Here is a 26729-nt window from a genome sequence, read left to right on the forward strand (position 1 = left end):
GAATAATGAGCTGGCGATGACTTACTCTCACATGGGTAATCCCACACTACCATCAGCGCTAAGAGGTTTCACTTCTGAGTTCGGGAAGGGATCAGGTGGTTCACTCTTGCTATGGTCGCCAGCACAACTGTTTATGGATACTTGCTTGGGTCTTATTTGATGCCGAAGCGTTTTCCAAATCTGTAACAGACTGGGCTGATTGAATCTTACTTTACTTGTTCATTTTAGCTAGAGGTATAACTAAATCAAGTTGTCTTGCATATTTAAGAATCGATTGATGCTTCATATACAACTGCTTGGGTGTTGTATAGTCAAGCCTCACGAGCAATTAGTATTGGTCAGCTTCACATATCACTATGCTTCCACATCCAACCTATCAACGTCCTAGTCTCGAACGGCTCTTTAGAGGACATAAAGTCCTAGGGAAATCTTATCTTGAGGTAGGCTTCCCGCTTAGATGCTTTCAGCGGTTATCCCTTCCGAACATAGCTACCCGGCGATGCGACTGGCGTCACAACCGGTACACCAGAGGTTCGTCCACTCTGGTCCTCTCGTACTAGGAGCAGATCCTCTCAAATTTCCAGCGCCCACGGTAGATAGGGACCGAACTGTCTCACGACGTTCTAAACCCAGCTCGCGTACCTCTTTAAATGGCGAACAGCCATACCCTTGGGACCTGCTTCAGCCCCAGGATGAGATGAGCCGACATCGAGGTGCCAAACACCGCCGTCGATATGAACTCTTGGGCGGTATCAGCCTGTTATCCCCAGAGTACCTTTTATCCGTTGAGCGATGGCCCTTCCATACAGAACCACCGGATCACTAAGACCTACTTTCGTACCTGCTCGACTTGTGGGTCTCGCAGTTAAGCGCGCTTTTGCCTTTATACTCTACGCGTGATTTCCGACCACGCTGAGCGCACCTTCGTACTCCTCCGTTACTCTTTAGGAGGAGACCGCCCCAGTCAAACTACCCACCAGACACGGTCCTCGTCCCGGATCACGGGACAGAGTTAGAACCTCAACATTACCAGGGTGGTATTTCAAGGACGGCTCCACTGGAACTAGCGTTCCAGCTTCAAAGCCTCCCACCTATCCTACACAAGTAAGGTCAAAGTTCAGTGTCAAGCTGCAGTAAAGGTTCACGGGGTCTTTCCGTCTAGCCGCGGGTACACTGCATCTTCACAGCGATTTCGATTTCACTGAGCCTCTGCTGGAGACAGCGCCGCCATCATTATGCCATTCGTGCAGGTCGGAACTTACCCGACAAGGAATTTCGCTACCTTAGGACCGTTATAGTTACGGCCGCCGTTTACTGGGGCTTCGATCAAGAGCTTCGCTTACGCTAACCCCATCAATTAACCTTCCAGCACCGGGCAGGCATCACACCCTATACGTCCACTTTCGTGTTTGCAGAGTGCTATGTTTTTAATAAACAGTTGCAGCGGCCTGGTTTCTGCGGCTGTCGTCAGCTCAGGAAGCGAGTTCCATCACCAACAACAGCGTACCTTCTCCCGAAGTTACGGTACCATTTTGCCTAGTTCCTTCAGCAGAGTTCTCTCAAGCGCCTTGGTCTACTCGACCTGACCACCTGTGTCGGTTTCGGGTACGATTCCTGTGTAACTGAAGCTTAGAGACTTTTCCTGGAAGCATGGCATCAACCACTTCGCTGTACAAGTACAGCTTGCTATCAGATCTCAGCATAGAGTACCCCGGATTTGCCTAAGATACATGCCTACATCCTTTCACCTGGACAACCAACGCCAGGCTGATTTAGCCTTCTCCGTCCTCTCATCGCATTACACAGAAGTAATGGAATATTAACCATTTTCCCATCGACTACGCCTTTCGGCCTCGCCTTAGGGGTCGACTCACCCAGCCCCGATTAACGTTGGACTGGAACCCTTGGTCTTTCGGCGAACGGGTTTTTCACCCGTTTTGTCGTTACTCACGTCAGCATTCGCACTTCTGATACCTCCAGCATGCTTCTCAACACACCTTCATCGGCTTACAGAACGCTCCCCTACCACGTATACAAAGTATACATCCGCAGCTTCGGCACATAGTTTTAGCCCCGTTACATCTTCCGCGCAGGCCGACTCGACTAGTGAGCTATTACGCTTTCTTTAAAGGGTGGCTGCTTCTAAGCCAACCTCCTAGCTGTCTATGCCTTCCCACATCGTTTCCCACTTAACTATGATTTTGGGGCCTTAGCTGGCGGTCTGGATTGTTTTCCTCTTGACTACGGACGTTAGCACCCGCAGTCTGTCTCCCGGATAGTACTCATAGGTATTCGGAGTTTGCATCGGTTTGGTAAGTCGGGATGACCCCCTAGCCGAAACAGTGCTCTACCCCCTATGGTATTCGTCCGAGGCGCTACCTAAATAGCTTTCGGGGAGAACCAGCTATCACCAGGCTTGATTAGCCTTTCACCCCTATCCACAAGTCATCCCCTGGCTTTTCAACGACAGTGGGTTCGGTCCTCCAGTTAGTGTTACCCAACCTTCAACCTGCTCATGGATAGATCGCCTGGTTTCGGGTCTATACCCAGCAACTAAACGCCCTATTAAGACTCGATTTCTCTACGGCTCCCCTATACGGTTAACCTCGCTACTGAATATAAGTCGCTGACCCATTATACAAAAGGTACGCAGTCACACCACGAAGGTGCTCCCACTGCTTGTATGCATGCGGTTTCAGGATCTATTTCACTCCCCTCACAGGGGTTCTTTTCGCCTTTCCCTCACGGTACTGGTTCACTATCGGTCAGTCAGGAGTATTTAGCCTTGGAGGATGGTCCCCCCATATTCAGACAAGGTTTCACGTGCCTCGCCCTACTCGTCATCATTATGTGTGCCCTTTCGTGTACGGGAATATCACCCTCTACGTTCGCACTTCCCAGAGCGTTCCACTAAAACACACATAACTTAATGGGCTGATCCCCGTTCGCTCGCCGCTACTGAGGGAATCTCAATTGATTTCTTTTCCTAAGGGTACTGAGATGTTTCACTTCCCCTCGTTCGCCTTGCAACACTATGTATTCATGTTGCAATACCTACCTTAAAGTAGGTGGGTTCCCCCATTCAGACATCTCCGGATCAAAGGATATTTGCCGCCTCCCCGGAGCTTTTCGCAGGCTATCACGTCTTTCATCGCCTCTGACTGCCAAGGCATCCACCACATGCACTTAATTACTTGACTATACAACCCCAAACAGTCGATGTTACCTACAAGTTAGTAACTTCAACATTTCAGTTTAGAGCACTGTGCACTTAAGCACCGTACAGCTTCAATCTAAATTCACATACCAAAACGCTTGATTCAGTTAATTTGCTAGTTCTCAATTCATCTAGATTAATTGCTTAACCTAAACTCTTGAGTGAACAATTTATTTCAGACTCAATTTTGCCAATCTGTTAATGAGTTAATGTGTCTTCGTCAGATCACACTAATTACCGTGATAATGAAATCACAGAAGTTAATAAACCAAGATCTCAATCTTTATTTACTAATTTCTGTAATCCGAACTTATCTTAAGTTCTGGTGGAGACTAGGAGAGTCGAACTCCTGACCTCCTGCGTGCAAAGCAGGCGCTCTACCAACTAAGCTAAGTCCCCAGCTTACATCATCAATCATGTATCTTTTATCTATAACTTCAACCAGTCAAAGTCATGGTGGGTCTGACAAGACTTGAACTTGTGACCCCACGCTTATCAAGCGTGTGCTCTAACCAACTGAGCTACAGACCCTCAGATACATCTATGAAGAACAACTTGTTGTGGATTCTTACCAATCGTCAATCTTTCGTTAAGGAGGTGATCCAGCCGCAGGTTCCCCTACGGCTACCTTGTTACGACTTCACCCCAGTCATCGGCCACACCGTGGTAACCGCCCTCTTTGCAGTTAGGCTAGCTACTTCTGGTGCAACAAACTCCCATGGTGTGACGGGCGGTGTGTACAAGGCCCGGGAACGTATTCACCGCGGCATTCTGATCCGCGATTACTAGCGATTCCGACTTCATGGAGTCGAGTTGCAGACTCCAATCCGGACTACGATCGGCTTTTTGAGATTAGCATCACATCGCTGTGTAGCAACCCTTTGTACCGACCATTGTAGCACGTGTGTAGCCCTGGCCGTAAGGGCCATGATGACTTGACGTCGTCCCCGCCTTCCTCCAGTTTGTCACTGGCAGTATCCTTAAAGTTCCCATCCGAAATGCTGGCAAGTAAGGAAAAGGGTTGCGCTCGTTGCGGGACTTAACCCAACATCTCACGACACGAGCTGACGACAGCCATGCAGCACCTGTATCTAGATTCCCGAAGGCACCAATCCATCTCTGGAAAGTTTCTAGTATGTCAAGGCCAGGTAAGGTTCTTCGCGTTGCATCGAATTAAACCACATGCTCCACCGCTTGTGCGGGCCCCCGTCAATTCATTTGAGTTTTAGTCTTGCGACCGTACTCCCCAGGCGGTCTACTTATCGCGTTAGCTGCGCCACTAAAGCCTCAAAGGCCCCAACGGCTAGTAGACATCGTTTACGGCATGGACTACCAGGGTATCTAATCCTGTTTGCTCCCCATGCTTTCGTACCTCAGCGTCAGTATTAGGCCAGATGGCTGCCTTCGCCATCGGTATTCCTCCAGATCTCTACGCATTTCACCGCTACACCTGGAATTCTACCATCCTCTCCCATACTCTAGCTCACCAGTATCGAATGCAATTCCCAAGTTAAGCTCGGGGATTTCACATCCGACTTAATAAGCCGCCTACGCACGCTTTACGCCCAGTAAATCCGATTAACGCTCGCACCCTCTGTATTACCGCGGCTGCTGGCACAGAGTTAGCCGGTGCTTATTCTGCGAGTAACGTCCACTATCCCTAGGTATTAACTAGAGTAGCCTCCTCCTCGCTTAAAGTGCTTTACAACCATAAGGCCTTCTTCACACACGCGGCATGGCTGGATCAGGGTTCCCCCCATTGTCCAATATTCCCCACTGCTGCCTCCCGTAGGAGTCTGGGCCGTGTCTCAGTCCCAGTGTGGCGGATCATCCTCTCAGACCCGCTACAGATCGTCGCCTTGGTAGGCCTTTACCCCACCAACTAGCTAATCCGACTTAGGCTCATCTATTAGCGCAAGGTCCGAAGATCCCCTGCTTTCTCCCGTAGGACGTATGCGGTATTAGCATCCCTTTCGAGATGTTGTCCCCCACTAATAGGCAGATTCCTAAGCATTACTCACCCGTCCGCCGCTAGGTCCAGTAGCAAGCTACCTTCCCCCGCTCGACTTGCATGTGTTAAGCCTGCCGCCAGCGTTCAATCTGAGCCATGATCAAACTCTTCAGTTAAAATCATTTTGCACCTTATTTATAGACAAGGTGCCAATTCTGGCTCATCAATTACTGACTTAAATTTCGCTCAAATAAACTTCGAGTAATTTAAACCAATCAATCAATGAAAATTATTTCGATTAATCAATCAGTAAAAATCCACACAAGTTGTTCTTCAATTCTCTTAATGATCTTCTTACTGGTTCGTCACCAGCAAGCTAGGTCGGCTATATTACTCTTAATCTCTTAAAAGTCAACAGGTAATTTCGATATTTTTTAAAACTCATTCTCTAAACCATCTCATCATCAAATTCATCACTTAAAGCAATCAATCTAATCACAAGTAACTGTTTTTCAACAAGTTTCTATCTGCATCACCGCCGATGGATGTGCATTATAGACCATCTCTCTCCCTTTGCAAGCGAAAATTAAAATTTAATGACTCGAGCGTTTATTTTTAAATCAATACCAATATTAAGCCTTTGTTTTATATTGATAATTATTTTAATTTTTTATTTTTGACTTAAATAAGCCAGTATCATGCTCGATAATTCTCGCTTAAGTTGTTGTTCTGAGATAAGAAAATTGTTTTGGCTTACATAACGCATCATCGTAAAAAGCGTACTATTAATAATTACAAAGGACTTATGCTTCACCTGTTCGAAGTCCCATTGATGAGGATTTCTACTGAATGTATATAGCCCTACTTCAAAAAAATGCTTTTCTAAAATCTGAGCAGCTTGCGAATGACTATAGTCATGCCAGTGTTTCAGCACTTCTATAAAAAATCCATGATCGGCTTTTAATGCATTAAATCCCAACTCTATTGCTAAGGGAATGAGCAGCTCTAAAGGAATGTTTTCTTGCTGTATAACTAATTCTTTAAGTTGTTGCCCCAATAATTCGCTTTTACGGCGCAATAGTTCTTCTATGATTTGATCTTTATTCTCAAAGTATTGGTAAATCGACCCTACACTGACTCCAGATTTTTCTGCAATTTTAGGCGTCGTCGTATGTAGTAATCCATATTGAGCGATACACTGCTGTGTCGCCTCTAAAATATGGTCAACAATAATTTTTGAACGCTGTTGCTGTGGGGCTTTTCTCATCGTTTTTTTATTCGTTAAATGCGAATTGAATGCGAATAATTATTCATATTAGCCTATTTATTGTTCAGTTCAATAAGTAAGTAACGATATGCAAATGATTAGCCCGACTCGACTTGCTTCTTTTAATGATATGCAAGACAGTAATTTCTTTACTCAGTTTTTAAATATCTGTTGTGAAAAACCGGTACAACCAAGCTATACGGAATATGTGTCTTTACAACATGCCCTTTATGAAGGGGATGCTGAAATGGACAAGGTGATTGATTGGGTTATGCAAAATCCCAAAGATCACCGAATAATTTTTGAGAAGATATTATTTCAAGGCCGTGATGAACTCTCTGAGCCTATACCTACTGAGTTAGAGAATTTCTTTAATTACATTGAACAAAAGCCTGAATGGTTAGATCAGCGCCAAATCGATGAGGCTGTTAAATTTACCCATCGTTTAGGAATAAATAATGGTTTTATTCTTAGAGATTTATCCTTAATGGCGGGATATTTATATCCGGGATTTAATCAACCCCTAATTTTAACGGGTGCATTAAAGAAAGAAGCGGGAACACGTTTAGCAGAAACCACAAAATGGTGGGTGGATATTACTGAACCCCAAGGGCTTTCTCGTTTGAGTGCAGGTTTTACGTCAACGATTTATGTTCGCTTTATTCATGCACTCGTTCGTCGGCAATTAAAAAAGTCTGACCGTTGGGATAGTGAGGTTTGGGGAATTCCTCTTAATCAATTTGATTTAGCAATGACTAATTTGGCTTTTAGCAGTGTCGTTTTACTCGGTATTAGAGCTTTAGGTATATGGCCAACAAAACAAGAGGCAAAGAGTTTTTTACATTTCTGGCGTTATGTTGGTTGGTTAATGGGTATTGATGAAAAATGGCTTATTCAGTCTGAACCTGAGGGTTGGAGGTTACTTTACTGGATGCAGTTTGCTCATCCTCGCTCCGATCACAGCAGTATTGAATTAGGATTGAGCTTGTCGAAAGAACCTTTTGAGAGAAAATATCTGCATTTACGCTCTTTACAGCAGAAACTTGCTTATCGACAACATTTAGAACTTACCCAATTTTTTATTGGTAAGAAAAGAATGAAACTACTCGGATTGCCTCAGCAATCTGCCTCATGGTTTGCTTATTATTTAATTGTGCGTAATTTACTACTTTATAATGGCGCAAAGCTTTCACCAAAAGTTGAAAAGTTTTTATCTAAATCAGGCCGTAATATACAAAAACTTGGCTTAACGCTTTATCAGAATCAAGGTAAGGCAAAAACCTTAGCAAGTATGCATCAATAATTCTGGAATCTAAAAAAGCAAAAAATGGAAGCCCGTTATCCAGACTTCCATTTTCAACTATTAAGAACCTTATTGAGTTGATGAACTATGCATTTCAGCGTGATTCATTTGCTCATGTGACTCCATCATCTGCTTCTTTTTTTGACTTGGCATGTAGTCAGGCTCATTGTTGATGGCCAAGTAAAAAATAATCATAAACAATACACTCAAGATAGAAGCCACAATAAGTAACTTCCATCCCCACCAAGACTGTTCAGGCGATAATTTATTAGTCATTTCATTTCTCTCATTAAATTAATAATTTCAGTTCTTTAATTCGCTAAAGCTTATTAAAACTTCATACTCATACGAACCCAGTAATTTCTTCCGATATTGTTAAACTGCTCTTCGCTCGCAAATCCAAAGCCTGCACTACCCGCTTTATTTAAGTGTTCGGTATAGGTCTTATCTAATACATTATCAATGCCAACAGAGACATCGATATCTTTACGAAGGTTGTAACTTCCGTTTAGAGAAAGAGTCGAGAAACCTTTACTTGGTTTTAAGTCATATCCTACGATATTACCTTGATGTAGACTCACACGGTTTTGCTCAGCAACAGCTCGCCATAACAGACCTAAGTTATATTTGTCAGCCACATAGCGAATATTTAAACGACCTTCTAACGGTGAAATTTGAGGTAGAGGTTTGTCATCTGTGGTGTTTTTGCCCCACGCATACATCACACTCAAATCTGCCTGAATACGGTCAGTGAATTGGTACCCAATACCCGCTTCTGCACCAGCAATGGTTGCATCGACATTTTTGGCTCCCGCAGTAATATCATGACTCATATCATGTCCATCCATTCCCATACTTGGGTGATGGTGATAACTCATTAATATGTAGTCATCTACTAAGCCTGCATAGGCAGAAGCCCATGTGTTTAAAGCACCATGTTGTTGCTGGAAACCCAGATCCAACTGTAGTGTTTTCTCAGGATTCACACCGTTAAAAGTATTGGTTGAACCCGCATTACCATGTTTAGGCGAGAAAAGTTCCCAATAATCAGGCATACGCTCTACATAACCTAAACCGATATAGCTTTTGAAGTCATGCTCAGGATGTTGATTTTCCCAGCGAACAAATGCGCTTGGCAAAGTCTTTTCAAGTTTAGTATTAAAGCCTTTTGCTTGAGAATCAGCACGTTCATCTTCAACTGTGACTCGGTCTAAACGTACACCTGTAACCAGCTTATTTTGATCGTTCCATTGATAGCCAAGTTCACCAAAAGCGCCGTATGATTGAAAACGCATATCTTGACGATATGGAACATTCATAGAAGGCATTGTTGGCGATGACATGCTGCCACCATGTTTATTAAATTGAGAGTCAACGCCTGTGATCAAACTCCATTTGTTCCATTCAGAAGTCATTGCCAAACGTGAGTTTAATGTACGGCGTGTCACTTGCATGGCCATTGCATTTGGCATCAGCATGGTCATACCACCATGATTCATTTCAACTAATGGTGGTGTACGCAAGCTAAAGTTATCCATAATATGGTCGTTATAGCTATAGTTCACCTGCCCTTCAATTTTCTTGATCACATCAGTGATATTTTTCTTTTCAAAACGAAGCCCTAAACTTTCACGCGCAAACTGAGAACCATCCATTGAACGTCCAGCATAAAGCGATTCACCATCAGATTTCCCACCCGTGATTTCGACCCACGTGTTTTCATCTGGAGTAAAGCCAAGCGCTACATCAGCATTCCACTTTTTCCATGCTGATGGCACGGTATTGCCATCACCATCTTGATAACTATTCGATTCTGAACGGTTGGCATTTAAACGGATATATTTTTTCTCATCGCCAACAGCCGCTTCAATATTATGGTCAATACGCCCATATGAACCTAGCAAGACACTCGCTTGACCGCGATAAGGTTTTTCAGAGGTAAGCTTTTCAAGCTGACGTTCAAATAGAACTGTTGCAGCTGAACCAGTATTGGCATATTGAACCGTTTGTGGTCCCTTAATCACAGAAATCCGGTCATAACTTTCTGGTGAAATATAAGAAGTTGGAGCATCCATTCGGTTTGGGCAGGCACCCAAGTTCTCTGTGCCATCCGTTAGAATTTTAATACGTGAACCAAACATACCTCGGAATGTCACATCACCATTTGTTCCACCGCTTTGAATTGAATTAAAACCCATAATACTTTGCAGATAGTCTGCGCCATCTGTGGCAGGGACTGGCTGAATCGGTTGCTTTGGATCTGCGTGTACGATCAGACCATTTGCATCATTGCCTTGCTGTGCTGTAACAACAATAGGTGCTAATGAATGAAGTGTGTTGGTTTCGGCATCATTTTTTTCTGATTCGGCAAACACTAGGCCCGAATGAGAGACAGCAAGCATCGCAACCCATAAAGGTTGTAGTAAAAATTTAGAATGTGGCATTTTTTATACGCTCTAAAACATAAATAAAGTGATATCGAAGTCAGTTAAGACCCCAACAAAAATTGCTTTTATTTATGCAAATAGAGGCGGCGCACGTCCTTGCGGGAGTAGGAAAAGTCGCTGTAGCGCAAAGTAAACATGCCGGAAAGCTTGTTGATACGCGACTAAGCGAACTTGTATACGAACAAGCACCTCTTTTACGCCGAATTCAGGTGGTAAAACCAAATTGGCATAAACGGTACAATATTGACACTGATGGTTTGCATCATGGTGATCATGATGGTCAGGTACTTGCGCCTGTTCGATATGATGCTGGTGATGTGAATGGTGCATGGCATGTGACATGGCTTCCGTCTGTGCTTTTGGTTTAAGCAAAGCACGGGTAATAGTTTCACAGACCGGAGCAATTTGATATTGCTTCGGTAATAGCGGCTGTAGAAATACCGCAATCTGTAAAAATACTGCTGCACAGGCAAGCAGCAAACCACTACGAAAAACCAAAAATCACATCCACACTATATTGGTGTTTGAAAAATATTAACGTTTTACCGCAACTTTTTCACGTTCGCGTTGGCGAACAATTTTTTCGACTTTTTCACGCGCACGCTGACGCTTAAGTGGCGACAAATAATCCACAAACAATTTGCCATTTAAGTGATCCATTTCATGTTGGATACAAACAGCGAGAAGTCCGTCAGCTTCTATCTCAAATGCTTGACCTTCAAGGTTAATTGCCTCAATTTTCACGCGTGACGGGCGATCAACTTTGTCGTATATTTGTGGCACTGATAGACAGCCTTCTTCGTACGGCTGCGTCTCTTCAGTCAGCGGAGTTACTTTGGGGTTAATGAAAACCATAGGTTCATCTTTAGATTCAGACAAATCCATGACGATAAGCTGAATATGACGATCGACCTGAGAAGCTGCTAAACCGATACCTGGTGCCGCATACATGGTTTCAAACATATCTGCTGCAAGTTGACGAATTTCATCAGTAACTTCTTCAACAGGCTTAGCAATGGTACGAAGACGGGGATCAGGAAAACTTAAAATAGGTAATAAGGCCATACTGTCGTCCTCACTTATGCCATTGATTGAAAAACCAAATGAAGGAAATACTTCATCGAAAAATTGTGTGTAAGCCGCCCATTATAACGCAACTGCACACATAATTTTTAGGAATTATCATAATGAAAAAGGTTTTTAACGGCATGGTTAATTTTCATGCCTTGGGGATAAAGAAGCATTTACTTGCCTTGGCGCTCTGTACAGGTGTCGCAATCGGTACGATAGCAGAGGTTCATGCAACCAGTCCGAACCATAATCCACCCTCACTTAAAAGTAATGCACCCAATGTATATGTTGTAAAACGTGGGGATACTTTATGGGATATTTCAGGACATTTTCTAAATAAACCATGGCGTTGGCCTGAAATCTGGGCGAGCAACCAACATGTTAAAAATCCACACTGGATCTATCCGGGTGACCGATTACTATTATGTAGCCTAGATGGGCGTCCTTTAGTCGGTAAAGATGAGGGCGATGGTTGTGTCGGTATTATTCGCCGCTATACAGGTCAAACCACAAACCTACAACCACAAGTTCGCGTCGAAGCATTAAATAATAGCGTTCCGGTTATTCCACTTGAACATATTAAACAGTGGTTAGAGAACAGTACTATTTTACCAGCCGACTCAATTACCAACACACCTTATATTGTTGGTACAGCCGATCAACGCGTACTTGCAGGAAAAGGCCAGACTATTTATGCACGAGGACAAGGCTTAATTAATGGGCAGCGTTATGCAGTCTACCGAGAAGGTGAACCTTACTATTTCACAGACAATAAAGGTAAAAAGCATAGTTTAGGGATTGAGTTACTACAGGTTGCTTCAGGTGTTGCGGTATCTTCTGAAAAAGATATTACTACATTAGAACTAACAGATAGTTATAACGCTGAAGTACGTCGTGGTGATCGTGTTATGCCTGAAGAGCAAGCTACTTTGCCAACATTATTTTACCCAGTAGATGCGAAGCAAGTGACGGATGGTGGCAAGATTATTCGTGTCATGGGCTCAATTGGTAGAGCTGCAAAAAATAGTGTAGTGACTTTGGATCGCGGTACAACTCAGGGCATTCAAGTAGGTCAAGTTTTTGATATTACTCAACAAGGTGAATCAATTCGCGACCCTAAAACCAAAGAAGTGATTCAACTTCCTGGCCAACAAATTGGCAGTCTAATGGTTTTTAGAACTTTTGATCAGCTAAGTTATGCTTTTGTTTTAGAGAGCGATTTACCAATTAAGGTTGGTTCAAGCATTCAGCCACCTCAATTTAATGATTAATGCTGGATGTACCTTTTACAATGCTCACTCAACTTTCTTCACACCACTACCACACACTTAAAGTGTGGTATTTGGTGCAGCATTCTTTAGTCAGCTTTAAAAAAATTATTGATTATTTTGGAAATTGTGAAAAAGCCACTCAACCTGAGGGTTTAGCAAAGTGGTCCTCTCTAGGGCTACATGCTAATCACTTAAAACGTGTAAGCGAGTTTCAAACGCCCCAAGGTCAGACGCAGTTTGAACAACTTGTACAACAAGTTGTTCAACATACGGATTTTATTTTAACGCCGGATGACTCAAGCTATCCCACTCAATTACTTCCTTATACAGATCACCCACCTATTATTTTTGGGAAAGGTCAAGCGCAAGCTTTATTGCAACCTCAAATTGCAATTGTCGGTAGCCGAAAACCAAGCCCACATGGACGACAGGTCGCTTATGATTTTGCCTATTACTTAAGTGAAAAGGGCTTTTTCATTAGTAGTGGTCTGGCTTATGGCATTGATGAAGCCGCTCATCAAGGTGCATCTGCTCATCAACGTACCATTGCAGTGACGGGTACGGGCTTAGACACTACTTATCCAGCTCAAAATAAAAAACTTGCAGAACATATTTTGGCTCAAAACGGCGCCATTATTACTGAGTTTTTACCGGGTACACCGCCATTACAACAGCATTTTCCACGTAGAAACCGAATTGTCAGCGGTTTGAGTTTAGGCGTTTTGGTGGTAGAAGCGACATTAAAAAGTGGCTCACTCATCACGGCCAATAAAGCTGCTGAACAAGGTAAAACCGTATTCGCGATTCCGGGCCATATTTATAGCGAGTTTCATCAAGGATGCCATCAACTTATTCGTGAAGGTGCAATTTTAATCGACCATCCTGAACAGATTATTGAGGATCTTGCTTTACCAACCCAATGGCAAAGTCAGCAACAAAATCAAACTGAAGAAGCTAATACGAATACTCCAGAAATTCCTGAGCATCTGATTGACCTTTATCAGTCTTTAGACTGGGTAGGACAAAATATTGACCAGCTTGTAGTTCACCATAATATTCCAGTTTCTGAACTAACCTCTTCACTAATGGAACTAGAACTACTCGGTTTATGTATGCAACAATCAGGGCTGTATTTACGTTGTCGTTCTTAGTATTAGAGCGCACAATAGCGATTCTGTTTGATTGAAAGGAAAGAATTACCATGATTACGACCTCAGTGACCGAAGCAGCCGAATGTTTACAACAAGGTCAAGTTTTGGCATATCCAACTGAGGCAGTCTGGGGACTAGGCTGTGATCCATTTAATGAACAAGCTTTTCAAAAAATTCTTGAATTGAAACAGCGCCCTATTGAAAAGGGCGTCATTTTATTGGCTGGCCATATTAGTCAAGTAGAACATCTACTAACTTCCTTACCGCAAACTACTCAGCAAGAAATTATTGATTGCTGGACAAACCATCAACCATCAGAAAGAGCCACAACTTGGCTATTACCTGCTGATCAACACATCCCCGCATGGATTAAAGGCGAGCATCCTCTTGTTGCAGTACGTGTAACGACACATCCTTTATGTGTCGCTTTATGCAATGCTTTTCATGGTTTTATTGTATCGACGAGTGCCAACCCTAGTGGACAAGAACCTGCACATTCTTTACAAGATGCCTGCCAATACTTTGGTTCACAATTAAACTATCTCAATGGTGATTTAGGCCAAAGCCAACAGCCAAGCCGCATCATTAACGCCTTAACTGGTGAAGTGATACGTCCTTAATTCCAGACAAAAAAAAGCTCAGTTATATAGGGATAACTGAGCATAAAAAAGGATGGGTATATACCACATCCAGAGGGTTTGGATATCTCTGGAACGAAAGAAAAATTGCTTAAAAGAGCATCTTTCGTAGTGGTCGCTATTATGTGGCAAGAGTCTTAATGTGAGAAATATATTATTTCTCTAAAAAAAGCATGAAAAGTGTAGGGAATTTGGCGTTTTTAGCAGTTGAATTAAAATTATATTAATATTTTTATTGGCCTTTTTTAATATTTATGTTACACAATCTTTTCATAAATATATTTATAAATCATATAGAAAAGCTTAGATTGATAAAAAACTGGCATATTTTCATCACTTTTTTTAAAAATATGCCATAGTTTTTTTATGATTCTTAATTTTGCTCTGGCAAAAGATCTGATTTTTTAGAATTAACCTTCTTTTGTGCCATGATAATGCCCACCAGAATCATAATTCCGCCGAAGGTGTGATATATGGTCCATTGTTCAGATAACCAGATACTTGCAATAATGGCGGTGAACACTGGCACAAGATTCATAAAGATACTGGTTCTATTTGGCCCAAGTTGTTGTACGGCTAACATCCAAACTAGCGGCGCAATGAGTGAAGCAAATACACCGGCATAAATTGCACTTGGCGCATTTTGTGCATTTAAGGCATCCAGACCAAACCAGAAAATTAAAGGAAGATGGAACAGCACGGAAAACCCAATCTGAACGTATAAGCTTGTCATAATTGGAAGTGGGAGCTGCCATTTCTTTAAGAAAACTCCATAAAATGCATAGAAGAATACGGCAATAATCATCAATGCATCGCCAAGGTGCCCGCCACCACTTAAAAGCTTATTAATATTTCCTTGGGACATAACGTATAGCAGACCAGCAAAAGACAAAATACTGCCAAAAACTGCAAAGCGATTAGGCACATCTTTTAAAATGGCAAGCGAAACAAAGATCGTAAAGATGGGAATAAATGCATTCACAATCCCCATATTGGTTGCACTAGTATAATGGGCAGCCGTATAAGCCAAGCCTTGATAAAGCACCATCCCAAATGCACTTAACACAGCAAGCTTAGGTAAATAGGGTATTACTAGTCGTCTTTGTCTCCAAACAGACAAAAACATAAATGGAGTCAAAATAATAAAAGCGATTAACCACCGATAAAAGCTGATACTTACCGGAGAAATATAGTCCGAGACATAGCGGGTGACTACAATATTTAAAGACCAAATCAGTACTGCCAGAATGGGAAAAATAAATGCCCATTTGTGATATTTCATGACCTGACTCATAGTAATACACCAACTACAAAAGAGACTTTATTTTGAAGAATGTCTTAATAAATTGAAATATCGTATTTCCGACATTGATATTGAACTTAAGACATCATTTATTTTTTAAAATAATGTCCAAGCTTTCATGGCATGTTCTACCACTTTATGTAATTGTTCGGTACTTGCACCATCTCTGGCCTGAATGGTAAGCCCCTGAATAACAGTCGCATAAAAATCAGTCATTTCTTGTAGAGGGGCATTAGTAGGCAAATCGCCCTGCTCTACACCTTGTTCGAGACGTTTTAATAATTTTTCTTTGGTCTTTATTCGCTTATCTAAAAGATTTTGCTGTACCTCTTGTGTGGCATCAGAACAGTTCATAGCAGCAACTACCAACATACAACCTGCTGGCTTATTGGGTTGAACCAATCGTTTTACATTGTCATAAAGATATAACTCAAAAGCGATTTTTGCAGTTTTTGCTTCTAAAAATATCGTTTCAATAGGGCATGCTTCATGAGCGAGATAGTAGTCAATACTTTTGTAAAACAAACCTGCCTTATCGCCAAAAGCACTATATAGGCTCGGCGCTGTAATTTCTAAAGCATGTGTTAAATCACTAATAGAGGTGGCTTCATAGCCATGTTCCCAAAAAAGTAACATAGCTTTCTCTAACACTTGCTGCTCATCAAAGCATTTAGGACGTCCACGCTTCTTTTTTAACGTGTCCTCATTAACAAGATCTGTTTCATGCCTATTTGTCATAAAGATCACATCTATTTTTATAACAATCGTTATTAAATTAATTGACGTTCAATTTTTTATCAACTATTTTATTTTCATAATGATCGTTAGTTAATTATAAATTTGCCTTTCTTCACTTCGAATTTAGCAAAGTAAGGATTTCTTTATGGACCAATCTACTACCTCTAAAGCACGACCCATGACTTCCACACAAGGGAGCTGGTTTGCTATTTTGGCTGTTGCCATCGCAGCCTTTGCCTTGGTAACGAGTGAATTTTTACCTGTTGGTGTCTTAAATAGCGTTGCAGCCGATTTACACATTTCTGTAGGTACAGCAGGTCTTATTATTACAGTACCCGGCATTATGGCAGCGATTGCAGCCCCACTATTACCCGTTTCAGTAAAGCAACTCGACCGCCGTTATGTGCTTATTTCACTGACTGCTATTATGGTGATTGCCAATACCATTACGGCTTTTGCAGAAAACTTTCATGTTCTATTGTTGAGCCGTTTGATTTTAGGGATTTCAATTGGTGGCTTCTGGGCAACAGCAATTGCCTTAAGCGGTAAGCTAGCACCTGCAAATTTACCTATTGCCAAAGCAACTGCTGTAGTAATGGCTGGTGTAACTTTCGCCACTGTACTAGGTGTACCGATTGGAACATGGTTAAGTGAGTTTTATGGGTGGCGCAGTGCCTTTGGAATTACAGCTGCTATCGGTCTTGTTGTATTAGTGCTTCAGCTTATTTTCTTACCAAAACTTTTACCAGAGTCAGCAATACATATTCGTGATTTACCTGCATTATTACGCACACCTAAAGCACGTAGCGGCATGCTTATTGTTTTATTAATTGGGCTTGCTCACTTCTGTGCATATAGTTATTTAGCCCCTTTCTTTAAAAATGTAGCCGGGTTTAATGGGACAACTATTAGCTCATTATTATTGCTTTATGGAATAGCTGGTATTTTTGGAAATGCATTTGCAGGGTACAGTGGTAATTTAAATGTTCGGTATACCTTAGCTTTCGTTGGAACATGTTTTGCCATTGTATTCTTTGGCTTCCCAATCTTTGCTATCCATGAGTTTGGTGCCATTGTCCTTACTGCATTATGGGGCTTCGCATTTGGCGCATTCCCTACCTCTGCCAATATTTGGATGTTTGTACACGCACCTCATGCTGTAGAAAAAGGTATGCCGCTTTTTGTTGGTATGTTCCAAGTCATGATTGCTACAGGATCATTATTAGGTGGTTATGTAGTTGATCATTTTAATGAAAATACTTTAATTTATGGGGTATTAAGCTTCGTTGCCTTAGCTTTAATTAGTACATTTACCTTAGCCAAAGGTTTAAACAATCCCAAAGCAACATGTGAAAATTAGAATATTACTTAGAGTAGACCCATGAAAAATGAGGACCAACAATTTTCTTTATTAGAGAGTATAGAAGTTCATGAATTTCTATACGAAAAAGAAGATATTGTTCGTCCTCATGCTTCACTATGGGGAGATTTTAATTTTAGTTTAAATGGTATTTTAGAAATACAGGTAGAAGAGCAAATATACTTGTCTCCTCCAAGCTATGGGCTTTGGATTCCCCCTCAAACGGTTCATCAATCTACCCATATCGATCATGAAATTCATTATATCTGCATTCGTTTACACCCTCGGCTTTGCTCTATTTTAGGAGATATCTGCCGATGCTTTAGTATTCAGCCCTTTTTTCGGACCTTAGTTTTACAAATATTGGAACAGCAAAAACAAACGGAAAAGCCTGAATATTTAGAACATCTTTTACAGGTTTTATTCGATCAATTACAACAAGCACCCGCCTATTCTCATTATTTACCACAAACACGGCATCCTGTTTTACTACCAATTTTAGAAAAACTTTCAGATCCATTACTTTTTAATCTCTCTTTACAGCAGTTACTTCAGAACTTTTCTGTCAGTGATCGTCATTTATTACGCTTAAGCCAACAAGAACTACAACTTTCACTATCCGAATGGCGTAATCGAGCCAAAATTGTTTACGCTATTCATCAGATCCGTCAAGGAACACCGATTAAACGCCTAGCATACGATTTAGGATATCAACACAGCTCAAGTTTTATCGAATTTTTTAAAAGATATACAGGCCAAACACCTGTTCAAATTAGAAATAATTAGATAGTAAAACTGCTTTTGTATATCTTTTTATTTTTTGAACACGAATATTATTGCACTACTCAAGAATAGCAGTTAAAACAAATGCGTTACTTGATATCAATTACAATCTTCAGGAAAGACTCATGACTCAATCTGTATATCATATTCCAGTAAAAGCTATTTCAGGCGAAACGGTTGACCTTGACCAATATAAAGGGAAAGTTTTATTAATCGTAAACACAGCGTCTAAATGTGGTTTAACTCCACAATACGAAGGTTTAGAAAAGCTGTATCAAGCAAAGAAAGATCAAGGTCTTGAAATCTTAGGCTTCCCTGCAAACAACTTTAAAGAACAAGAGCCTGGTTCGGATGAAGAAATTCAACAGTTCTGCTCATTAAACTACGATGTTCATTTCCCACTTTTCTCTAAAATCTCTGTAGCTGGCGAAGATAAACATCCACTTTATCAAGCGCTAACAACAGCTCAACCAGAACGTATTGGAGAAGGCCCTTTCCGTGAGCGCTTAGAAGGTTTAGGTATTCCTACTAACCCTGCCCCTGAAGTGTTATGGAACTTCGAGAAATTCCTAGTAAATAAAAACGGTGAAGTTGTTGCGCGTTTTGCACCTAACTTAACAGCAGACGATGAACAAATTGTAAAAGCAGTTGAAGCAGAATTAGCTAAATAATTTTTGCATCAAACTAATAAAAGGAGTGCTATAGCACTCCTTTTTTATTGTCTACTCAAAATGTTGTTCATTTGCAACAATACCTTATTTCTACATATTTTATGCATATAGTACCTACTTGCTTCAGTTGGTATTGTTTGTAGTTATGAAAAAAGTTTTACAAGGTGCATTTTTCCCATTTGTGATTTTTGCTTCAGGTATGTTGTTACTTGGATGTGATCAGGCACAAGACCACGCAAAGGAACAAGAATCCGTTCAGACTAACGATCAAATATCAGAACAAGCTGATGACTCTCAACAAGAAATCACAGCTACACAAAATAAAACTGAATTAAAAAATGGTAATGTTTTTTATATCGTTCGTGATGCCGCTAACTTACAGTTAAAGGCTGGTGACTATATCGAAAAGCTCAAGGACACTCAACTTGACGTTGAACAAGCTATTCAAGATAAAGATCAGCATGAGCTAAAAACAACTGTGACGACTTTGAAAGCACAGTTAGAAGGTTTAAACCAAACTTTGCTTGGTTTAGATATCAGAAGTCAGGAAGTTGAAAATATTCGTCAAAGCCTACTACAGGCAAACCAGCAAGCTTTAAGCATGCCTTTATTAAATGGGAAATTAGAGCAAATTAATTTTGATCAAATTGAAAAGCAACTTAATACCATCCAAATGGATATGGTCAAGCTCGCTGCTATGATTATGGCAGGAGATGAAAAATCAGATTCAAAAACTGATTCTTAATTTTCTTTTTAGCAATAAAAAAAGCCACCGAAAGGTGGCTTTTTCAATCTCGAACCGCGTCTTATTGAGCGCGGTTTTTGATTTTACGGATAGTTTCAAGCTGTGCAGCGGTTTCTGCCAAGGCAGCCAACGCAGCAGCTGAGTCCAAATCACTCTTTTGGTTTGCAAGCAATTGTTCAGCATTTTTACGTGCCTCTAAAATTGCAGCTTCATCCAAATTGTCAGCACGGATTGCAGTATCTGCAAGAACCGTCACAACATGAGGTTGAACTTCTAAAACACCGCCAGATACATAGACGATTTCTTCTGTACCATTTTCCAACAGAACACGAATCGGGCCCGGTTGAAGCAAGGTTACAAGTGGAGCATGCCCTGGCAAAATACCAAGTTCACCACCTGCACCTTTCGCGATTAACATCGTCACTGCGCCAGAGTAAATTGACTCTTTAACACTTACGACATCACATTGCATAGTCGCCATGAGATGATCTCCTTAAATTAGAGTTTCTCAGCTTTAGCAATCACTTCGTCAATACCACCAACCATATAGAACGCTTGTTCTGGGATGTGATCGTATTCACCAGCTAATAGACCTTTAAAGCCACGAATCGTTTCTTTAAGTGGTACTAATTTACCAGGAGCACCAGTAAATACTTCAGCTACGTGGAATGGTTGAGAGAAGAAACGTTGGATTTTACGCGCACGGTAAACAACCAATTTATCTTCTTCTGCCAATTCATCCATACCCAAGATTGCGATGATGTCTTTAAGCTCTTTATAGCGTTGCAATACGTTTTGTACTGCGCGCGCAATTTCATAGTGCTCTTGACCAACAACTAATGGGTCTAACTGACGTGAAGTTGAGTCAAGTGGATCGATCGCTGGATAGATACCAGAAGATGCGATGTCACGGCTCAATACTACTGTTGCGTCTAAGTGAGCAAATGTAGTTGCAGGCGATGGGTCTGTTAAGTCATCGGCAGGTACATATACTGCTTGGATCGAAGTGATCGAACCAGACTTAGTAGATGTAATACGCTCTTGAAGAACACCCATTTCTTCTGCAAGTGTAGGTTGGTAACCTACCGCAGATGGCATACGACCTAACAATGCTGATACTTCAGTACCTGCAAGTGTATAACGGTAGATGTTGTCGACGAATAATAATACGTCACGACCTTTACCGTTTTCGTCTTTTTCATCACGGAAGTATTCAGCCATAGTCAAACCAGTTAACGCTACGCGTAAACGGTTACCTGGTGGCTCGTTCATCTGACCGTAGACCATTGCTACTTTGTCAAGAACGTTAGAATCTTTCATTTCGTGATAGAAGTCATTACCTTCACGAGTACGCTCACCAACACCAGCAAACACAGATAAACCTGAGTGTGCTTTCGCGATGTTGTTGATCAATTCCATCATGTTAACGGTTTTACCAACACCAGCACCACCGAATAAACCAACTTTACCACCTTTCGCAAACGGGCAAAGTAAGTCAATTACTTTAATACCAGTTTCTAAAAGGTCAGTAGAAGCTGCTTGTTCAGCATAAGAAGGCGCTTGACGGTGAATCGGCAAACGTTCTTCAGTCGCAACAGGACCTGCTTCATCGATAGGACGACCTAAAACGTCCATGATACGGCCAAGAGTGGCTGTACCAACTGGAACAGAGATCGGTGCGTTTGTGCTAGTTACAGTAAGACCACGTTTAAGACCTTCTGTAGAACCCATTGCGATGGTACGAACAACACCATCACCAAGTTGTTGCTGAACTTCTAAAGTAGTTTCAGTACCGTCAACTTGGAGAGCGTCATAGATCTTTGGAACGCTTGTGCGCTCAAACTCGACGTCGATAACCGCGCCGATGATCTGAATGATACGACCGCTACTCATTGCTGTCTCCTCAATTCAAACTTAATAATGTTAAACGGCAGCGGCACCACCAACGATCTCAGAGATTTCCTGAGTAATCGCGGCTTGACGCAGCTTGTTATAGATGAGTTGTAAGTCTTTGATAAGCTGACCTGCGTTATCTGTCGCTGCTTTCATTGCGACCATACGTGCAGATTGCTCACATGCGACGTTTTCAATCACACCTTGATAAACCATAGACTCGATATAGCGAACTAATAAACCATTTAGCAATTCTTCTGCTTCTGGTTCATAGATGTAATCCCAACCATAAGTACGGTTGAGGTCATCGCCTTCTTCTGCTGGTGCTAAAGGAACAAGTTGCTCAACTTTAGGCTTTTGTGTCATTGCATTGACGAAACCATTTGATACGAGATAGATACGATCTAATTCGCCTTTATCAAATGCATCAAGCATAACTTGCACTGAGCCAGTTAACTGTTCCAAACTAGGGGCATCACCAATTTGAGTGGTTGCACCCAGCACTTTACCGCCGTAATTCTTAAAAAACGAAACCGCTTTTTGACCAATCAAAGCAAATTGAACTTCAATTGACTGCTCTTGTTGTGCTTTGACATGCTGCACAACTTTCTTGAACAAGTTAATGTTCAAACCACCTGCCAAACCGCGATCTGAAGATACAATGATGTAACCAACACGCTTAACTGGGCGGTCCACCATATAACGGTGTTTGTATTCAGGGTTTGCTTGTACCAAGTGAGCAATTACACGGCGCATATTATCGGCATACGGACGGCCCTGAGCCATGCGCTCTTGCGCACGACGCATTTTTGAAGCAGCTACCATTTGCATCGCGCGAGTAATCTTTTGCGTGCTCTTGATACTAGCTACTTTGGCGCGAATTTCTTTTAAATTTGCCATACGCTTAACCTAGTATTCGAAAGCCCTTTCGAGCTTCCGAAGGTTGATCCGTGAACCAAACTTAACTAAAACTGAACTTAGTAAGTTTGAGTCGCTTTAAAGCTTTCAATACCAGCTTTGATTGCTGCTTCGATGTCTTTGTTGTAGTCACCAGTTTCATCGATTTGTTTCATCAACGGAGCATATTCTGAACGGAAGTAAGCAATTAACGCAGCATCAAAGTCTACGATTTTCTTAACTTCTACGTCAGCCATATAGCCTTCGTTAGATGCATAAACAGAAACAGCTTGGTCAGCAATTGAGTAAGGAGCATATTGTTTTTGCTTCATTAACTCAGTTACACGTTGACCATGTTCAAGTTGTTTACGAGTTGCTTCATCAAGGTCAGAAGCAAACTGAGCAAACGCAGCCAATTCACGGTATTGCGCTAAAGCGGTACGGATACCACCAGACAATTTTTTGATGATCTTAGTTTGAGCAGAACCACCAACACGAGATACAGAGATACCCGCGTTCACAGCAGGACGGATACCTGCGTTGAATAATGATGTTTCTAAGAAGATCTGACCGTCAGTAATCGAAATTACGTTTGTTGGTACGAATGCAGATACGTCACCTGCTTGAGTTTCAATAATTGGCAATGCAGTTAAAGAACCAGTTTTACCAGTTACTGCGCCATTAGTGAATTTCTCAACGTATTCAGCAGATACACGTGAAGCACGTTCAAGAAGACGTGAGTGAAGATAGAATACGTCACCTGGATACGCTTCACGACCTGGTGGACGACGTAAAAGCAATGAAATTTGACGGTAAGCAACAGCTTGCTTAGACAAATCATCATAAATGATAAGAGCGTCTTCACCGCGGTCACGGAAGTATTCACCCATTGTACAGCCAGAGTACGGAGCTAAATACTGCATTGCAGCAGGATCAGCAGCCGCAGCAGCGACAACAGTTGTATACGCCATAGCGCCAGTTTCTTCTAGCTTACGTACAACGTTTGCAATTGTTGATTGTTTTTGACCAATCGCAACGTATACACATTTAATGCCAGAGTTTTTCTGAGCGATAATCGCATCGATCGCCATTGCTGTTTTACCAGTTTGACGGTCACCAATAATCAACTCACGCTGACCACGACCCACAGGAATCATGGTATCAACTGATTTATAACCAGTTTGAACAGGTTGGTCTACAGATTGACGCCAAATTACACCTGGTGCTACTTTTTCAACAGCATCAGTTAATTTTGCATCAATTGGGCCTTTACCATCAATTGGGTTACCCAAAGCATCTACGACACGACCAAGAAGTTCAGGACCAACTGGAACTTCTAAAACACGACCTGTACAACGAGCTTTTTGACCTTCTTGAAGGCTTAGGTAGTTACCTAAAACAACGGCACCCACTGAATCCTGTTCTAGGTTCAGTGCCATACCAAATAAGCCGCCGTCGAATTCGATCATTTCACCGTACATTGCATCAGCAAGACCGTGAATACGCACGATACCGTCGGATACCATAACAATGGTACCTTCGTTTTTAGCGGTCGCGCTGGTGTCCAGATCTCCGATACGCTGTTTAATGAGCGCACTGATCTCGGATGGATTCAGTTGTTGCATTGCGCTATTCCTCAATCTTTTATTAGTTCAGTCTTCATCATTTGCATTATGCAAGAAGACGAGTACGCATTTTTTCAAGCTTGTTAAGCGCAGAATCATCTATCACTTGATCGCCTGCACGAATTACAACACCTGCAATAAGCTCAGGTTTAACTTCAACTGAAACAGTTACTGTGCTGTTAAAACGCTTTTCTAAAGCAGATTTCAACAGTTGCTCTTGTTCAGCAGTTAACGGGAAAGCCGATTCAATCACGACATCCACATTGTTGTTATTCTGTGATTTAAGCTGTTCATATTCTGCTGCAATTTCAGGTAACAACACTAATCGATCATTATCTGCAAGAAGTGTCAAAAAGTTAGACACTGCTTGAGACTGATCTTCACCTAAAACTTTAGCAAAAAGCTTCACTTGCTCCGCAGGAGTAAGTTCAGGGCGATTTAAATAAGCGGAAAATGCTTCGTCTTGCACCGCAGCACTGAGCACTTGTAACGCATTCGACCAATTGTCTGTTGCACCTTGCTCAGAAGCATAAGCAAATGCTGCTTTGGCATACGGACGTGCCAACGTCAAGAGTTCAGCCATAATTCGCCTCGCTTAAAGTTTAGCAGCCAGCTGAGACAGCATGGCGTTATGAGCTTCTGCATCAACTTGTTGGTTCAGGATCTTTTCTGCACCAGTTACTGCCAAGGCAGCTACTTGTTGACGTAATTCTTCGCGAGCAGAATTGATTTCTTGATCAACAGCTTCTTTAGCCTGTTGACGAATACGCTCACCTTCAGCCGCAGCTTGAGTACGAGCTTCTTCGATCAATTGCGCTGCACGACGGTTCGCTTGTTCGATCAATTGAGCCGCTTGTGCTTTAGCCGCATCAAGCTCTTGCTTTACTTGCGCTTGTGCATCGGCAAGGTCAGCTTTCGCTTTTTCTGCTGCATTTAAGCCATCAGCGATTTTGCGCTGACGCTCACTAATCGCATTGATTAGTGGTGGCCAAACAAACTTCATGCAGAATGCGACAAAAAACGCAAACGCAATCGCTTGACCAATCAATGTGAGGTTGATATTCATTGCAATTCCTCAAATAGTGGATTTAGGAATTAAGCTGATTAACCTACAAATGGATTAGCGAAGATGAAGAACAAGCCAATACCAACACCGATCATAGGCACAGCATCAAGAAGACCCGCGATTAAGAACATACGAGTTTGAAGTTGTGGAGCTAATTCTGGTTGACGAGCAACAGCTTCTAAAAAGCGACCACCCAAAAGACCAAAACCAATCGCAGTACCCAAAGCACCGAAAGCGATCAAGATAGCAGATGCAATTGCAACTAGACCTAAAGTGAGTTCCATGAAAAATTCCTCAGAGGTTAGGTTATTACCAAATTAAATTAAAAAAATTCAGCCCAACCATCGTTTGACAGTTAGGCAATACCATTAATGTTTTTCGCTTGCCATGCTCAAGTAAACGATGGTAAGCATCATAAAGATGAATGCCTGCAACGTGATTACAAGAATGTGGAAGATCGCCCAAGGCACAGATAACGCCCATTGAATCCAGAACGGCAATAATGCGATTAGGATAAAGATCAACTCACCGGCATACATGTTACCGAATAGTCGGAGAGCCAATGAAATAGGACGAGCAAGGAATGTTACCAATTCCAAAATCAAGTTCACTGGAATAAGCAACGCTTTTGCAACTGGATTACTTGGGTTAAATGGGTTAAGTGCCAACTCGCCTACGAAACCGCCAACACCCTTTTCGCGGATGCTGTAGAACAAGATAAGTACAAACACAGATAAAGACATACCAAGGGTAATGTTTGGATCTGTAGATGGAACGATCTTGAAGTAAACGTGGTGAGGGTCCATACCAAATACGTTAGCACCCACAAATGCAGCAACTTGAGGAATCCAGTCAACTGGGATCAAGTCCATTAAGTTCATGAGGAAAATCCACACGAAAATAGTGAGTGCAAGTGGAGCGATTAAACGTGATTTGCCATGAAAAGTATCACGGACACTTGAGTCAACAAACTCAATGATCATTTCAATTGCAGATTGGAACTTTGTTGGAACGCCAGCATTTGCAGCTCTCGCAACTATCCAAAATAACAAACAGAAAATCACACCAAGGCCAATTGACCAACCCATTGAATCCAAGTGAATTGCAGTGAACCCCATCGAATGAGCTTCTTCAGCAGTCTCAGCCAATTTCCATGTACCATCTGGCATTTTGCCATAGGTCATATTGGTCAAGTGATGCTTGATATACTCTGTCGAAGTGAGGGCATGTTCTTCAGCAGCCATAAATCACACCTGGTCAATGTCAATTACTAAAAAGAAGGGAAACGAACATCGGCGTACTGTCGATATCTCGCCACCCTCCAAAAAATCT

General features: G+C 41.9%; 22 protein-coding genes, 2 tRNA genes, 3 rRNA genes and 1 pseudogene. 8 read left to right on the forward strand and 20 right to left on the reverse strand.

The annotated features are described in order from the left end of the window. Nucleotides 1-8 precede the first annotated feature (8 nt). The 6 genes and pseudogenes from rrf to MKL36_RS18180 form a co-directional block, all read right to left on the reverse strand. Nucleotides 9-123 (reverse strand): 5S ribosomal RNA (gene rrf / locus MKL36_RS18155). A gap of 184 nt (nt 124-307) precedes the next feature. Continuing rightward, nucleotides 308-3200 (reverse strand): 23S ribosomal RNA (locus tag MKL36_RS18160). 340 nt (nt 3201-3540) lie between these two features. Next, nucleotides 3541-3616 (reverse strand) — tRNA-Ala (locus MKL36_RS18165). A 55-nt stretch (nt 3617-3671) separates the two neighbouring features. Beyond that, a tRNA-Ile gene (locus MKL36_RS18170) sits at nt 3672-3748 on the reverse strand. A 59-nt stretch (nt 3749-3807) separates the two neighbouring features. Then, nucleotides 3808-5344 (reverse strand): 16S ribosomal RNA (locus MKL36_RS18175). Together the 16S, 23S and 5S rRNA genes with 2 tRNA genes alongside form the textbook arrangement of a ribosomal RNA operon. Nucleotides 5345-5864: 520 nt before the next feature. Continuing rightward, nucleotides 5865-6435 (reverse strand): annotated as a pseudogene (locus MKL36_RS18180) (TetR/AcrR family transcriptional regulator). Between the two features lie 88 nt (nt 6436-6523). Between MKL36_RS18180 and MKL36_RS18185 the strand changes: the two are divergent. Further along, on the forward strand, nt 6524-7738 hold the full coding sequence (locus tag MKL36_RS18185; protein ID WP_021510392.1) for an oxygenase MpaB family protein: 1215 nt from the start codon (nt 6524-6526) through the stop codon (nt 7736-7738). A gap of 69 nt (nt 7739-7807) precedes the next feature. Here the strand turns inward: MKL36_RS18185 and MKL36_RS18190 are convergent, their stop codons facing one another. The 4 genes from MKL36_RS18190 to def form a co-directional block, all read right to left on the reverse strand. Beyond that, nucleotides 7808-8014 (reverse strand): hypothetical protein, encoded by a 207-nt coding sequence (locus MKL36_RS18190; protein ID WP_021510391.1) that lies wholly within the window; start codon nt 8012-8014, stop codon nt 7808-7810. A gap of 53 nt (nt 8015-8067) precedes the next feature. Then, nucleotides 8068-10182 carry a TonB-dependent copper receptor gene (locus MKL36_RS18195; protein ID WP_021510390.1) on the reverse strand — a complete coding sequence of 705 codons (2115 nt, stop codon included), beginning with the start codon at nt 10180-10182 and terminating at the stop codon, nt 8068-8070. Nucleotides 10183-10254: 72 nt separating this feature from the next. Then, nucleotides 10255-10683, reverse strand: a complete 429-nt coding sequence (locus tag MKL36_RS18200; RefSeq protein WP_000231981.1) for a DUF2946 family protein — start codon at nt 10681-10683, stop codon at nt 10255-10257. 36 nt (nt 10684-10719) lie between these two features. Continuing rightward, entirely contained in the window at nt 10720-11250 is a 531-nt protein-coding gene (gene def / locus MKL36_RS18205; protein ID WP_001196539.1) for a peptide deformylase, read from the reverse strand. 122 nt (nt 11251-11372) lie between these two features. Here def and MKL36_RS18210 point away from each other — a divergent pair, with 122 nt between their 5' ends. The 3 genes from MKL36_RS18210 to MKL36_RS18220 are packed head-to-tail and all read left to right on the forward strand — an operon-like array spanning nt 11373 to nt 14298. Then, nucleotides 11373-12527 (forward strand): LysM peptidoglycan-binding domain-containing protein, encoded by a 1155-nt coding sequence (locus MKL36_RS18210; protein ID WP_000755280.1) that lies wholly within the window; start codon nt 11373-11375, stop codon nt 12525-12527. Between the two features lie 20 nt (nt 12528-12547). Further along, on the forward strand, nt 12548-13678 hold the full coding sequence (gene dprA, locus MKL36_RS18215) for a DNA-processing protein DprA (RefSeq protein WP_031945473.1): 1131 nt from the start codon (nt 12548-12550) through the stop codon (nt 13676-13678). Between the two features lie 50 nt (nt 13679-13728). Continuing rightward, complete coding sequence (locus tag MKL36_RS18220) at nt 13729-14298, forward strand: L-threonylcarbamoyladenylate synthase (RefSeq protein ID WP_002163332.1); 570 nt, start codon at nt 13729-13731, stop codon at nt 14296-14298. Nucleotides 14299-14689: 391 nt separating this feature from the next. Here the strand turns inward: MKL36_RS18220 and MKL36_RS18225 are convergent, their stop codons facing one another. Together MKL36_RS18225 and MKL36_RS18230 are read right to left on the reverse strand one after the other, a co-directional pair. Continuing rightward, nucleotides 14690-15610 (reverse strand): DMT family transporter, encoded by a 921-nt coding sequence (locus tag MKL36_RS18225; protein ID WP_000084546.1) that lies wholly within the window; start codon nt 15608-15610, stop codon nt 14690-14692. Nucleotides 15611-15715: 105 nt separating this feature from the next. Continuing rightward, nucleotides 15716-16366, reverse strand: coding sequence for a TetR/AcrR family transcriptional regulator (locus tag MKL36_RS18230; protein WP_001984979.1), 651 nt, complete (start codon nt 16364-16366; stop codon nt 15716-15718). 136 nt (nt 16367-16502) lie between these two features. Here MKL36_RS18230 and MKL36_RS18235 point away from each other — a divergent pair, with 136 nt between their 5' ends. The 4 genes from MKL36_RS18235 to MKL36_RS18250 all read left to right on the forward strand — a co-directional run bounded on the left by MKL36_RS18235 (nt 16503) and on the right by MKL36_RS18250 (nt 19916). Then, on the forward strand, nt 16503-17717 hold the full coding sequence (locus MKL36_RS18235; protein WP_021510388.1) for an MFS transporter: 1215 nt from the start codon (nt 16503-16505) through the stop codon (nt 17715-17717). 21 nt (nt 17718-17738) lie between these two features. Continuing rightward, entirely contained in the window at nt 17739-18503 is a 765-nt protein-coding gene (locus tag MKL36_RS18240; protein WP_000786954.1) for an AraC family transcriptional regulator, read from the forward strand. Nucleotides 18504-18625: 122 nt separating this feature from the next. Further along, nucleotides 18626-19171, forward strand: coding sequence for a glutathione peroxidase (locus tag MKL36_RS18245; RefSeq protein WP_000194676.1), 546 nt, complete (start codon nt 18626-18628; stop codon nt 19169-19171). Nucleotides 19172-19316: 145 nt separating this feature from the next. Further along, nucleotides 19317-19916: a hypothetical protein gene (locus MKL36_RS18250; protein WP_000757146.1), complete on the forward strand. Its 600-nt coding sequence runs from the start codon at nt 19317-19319 to the stop codon at nt 19914-19916. A 61-nt stretch (nt 19917-19977) separates the two neighbouring features. On the opposite strand, the gene MKL36_RS18255 is transcribed toward MKL36_RS18250, so the two are convergent. The 8 genes from MKL36_RS18255 to atpB form a co-directional block, all read right to left on the reverse strand. Beyond that, on the reverse strand, nt 19978-20397 hold the full coding sequence (locus MKL36_RS18255) for a F0F1 ATP synthase subunit epsilon (RefSeq protein WP_000224542.1): 420 nt from the start codon (nt 20395-20397) through the stop codon (nt 19978-19980). Between the two features lie 17 nt (nt 20398-20414). Continuing rightward, on the reverse strand, nt 20415-21809 hold the full coding sequence (atpD, locus tag MKL36_RS18260; protein WP_000094481.1) for a F0F1 ATP synthase subunit beta: 1395 nt from the start codon (nt 21807-21809) through the stop codon (nt 20415-20417). A 30-nt stretch (nt 21810-21839) separates the two neighbouring features. Continuing rightward, complete coding sequence (gene atpG, locus MKL36_RS18265; RefSeq protein WP_001284971.1) at nt 21840-22709, reverse strand: F0F1 ATP synthase subunit gamma; 870 nt, start codon at nt 22707-22709, stop codon at nt 21840-21842. Nucleotides 22710-22786: 77 nt separating this feature from the next. Beyond that, a complete protein-coding gene (atpA, locus tag MKL36_RS18270; protein ID WP_001186635.1) occupies nt 22787-24331 on the reverse strand; it encodes a F0F1 ATP synthase subunit alpha in 1545 nt (514 codons plus the stop codon). Nucleotides 24332-24377: 46 nt separating this feature from the next. Continuing rightward, on the reverse strand, nt 24378-24914 hold the full coding sequence (locus MKL36_RS18275) for a F0F1 ATP synthase subunit delta (RefSeq protein ID WP_000818995.1): 537 nt from the start codon (nt 24912-24914) through the stop codon (nt 24378-24380). A 12-nt stretch (nt 24915-24926) separates the two neighbouring features. After that, the gene (locus MKL36_RS18280) at nt 24927-25397 is read right to left on the reverse strand and encodes a F0F1 ATP synthase subunit B (protein WP_001024691.1); all 471 of its coding nucleotides are present in this window, start codon (nt 25395-25397) and stop codon (nt 24927-24929) included. A 38-nt stretch (nt 25398-25435) separates the two neighbouring features. Beyond that, complete coding sequence (gene atpE / locus MKL36_RS18285) at nt 25436-25681, reverse strand: F0F1 ATP synthase subunit C (protein WP_000424060.1); 246 nt, start codon at nt 25679-25681, stop codon at nt 25436-25438. Between the two features lie 84 nt (nt 25682-25765). Further along, complete coding sequence (atpB, locus tag MKL36_RS18290; protein ID WP_000718586.1) at nt 25766-26641, reverse strand: F0F1 ATP synthase subunit A; 876 nt, start codon at nt 26639-26641, stop codon at nt 25766-25768. Between the last annotated feature and the right edge of the window lie 88 nt (nt 26642-26729).

This window comes from Acinetobacter sp. AOR12_HL (assembly GCF_027855275.1).
Classification (GTDB): domain Bacteria; phylum Pseudomonadota; class Gammaproteobacteria; order Pseudomonadales; family Moraxellaceae; genus Acinetobacter; species Acinetobacter baumannii.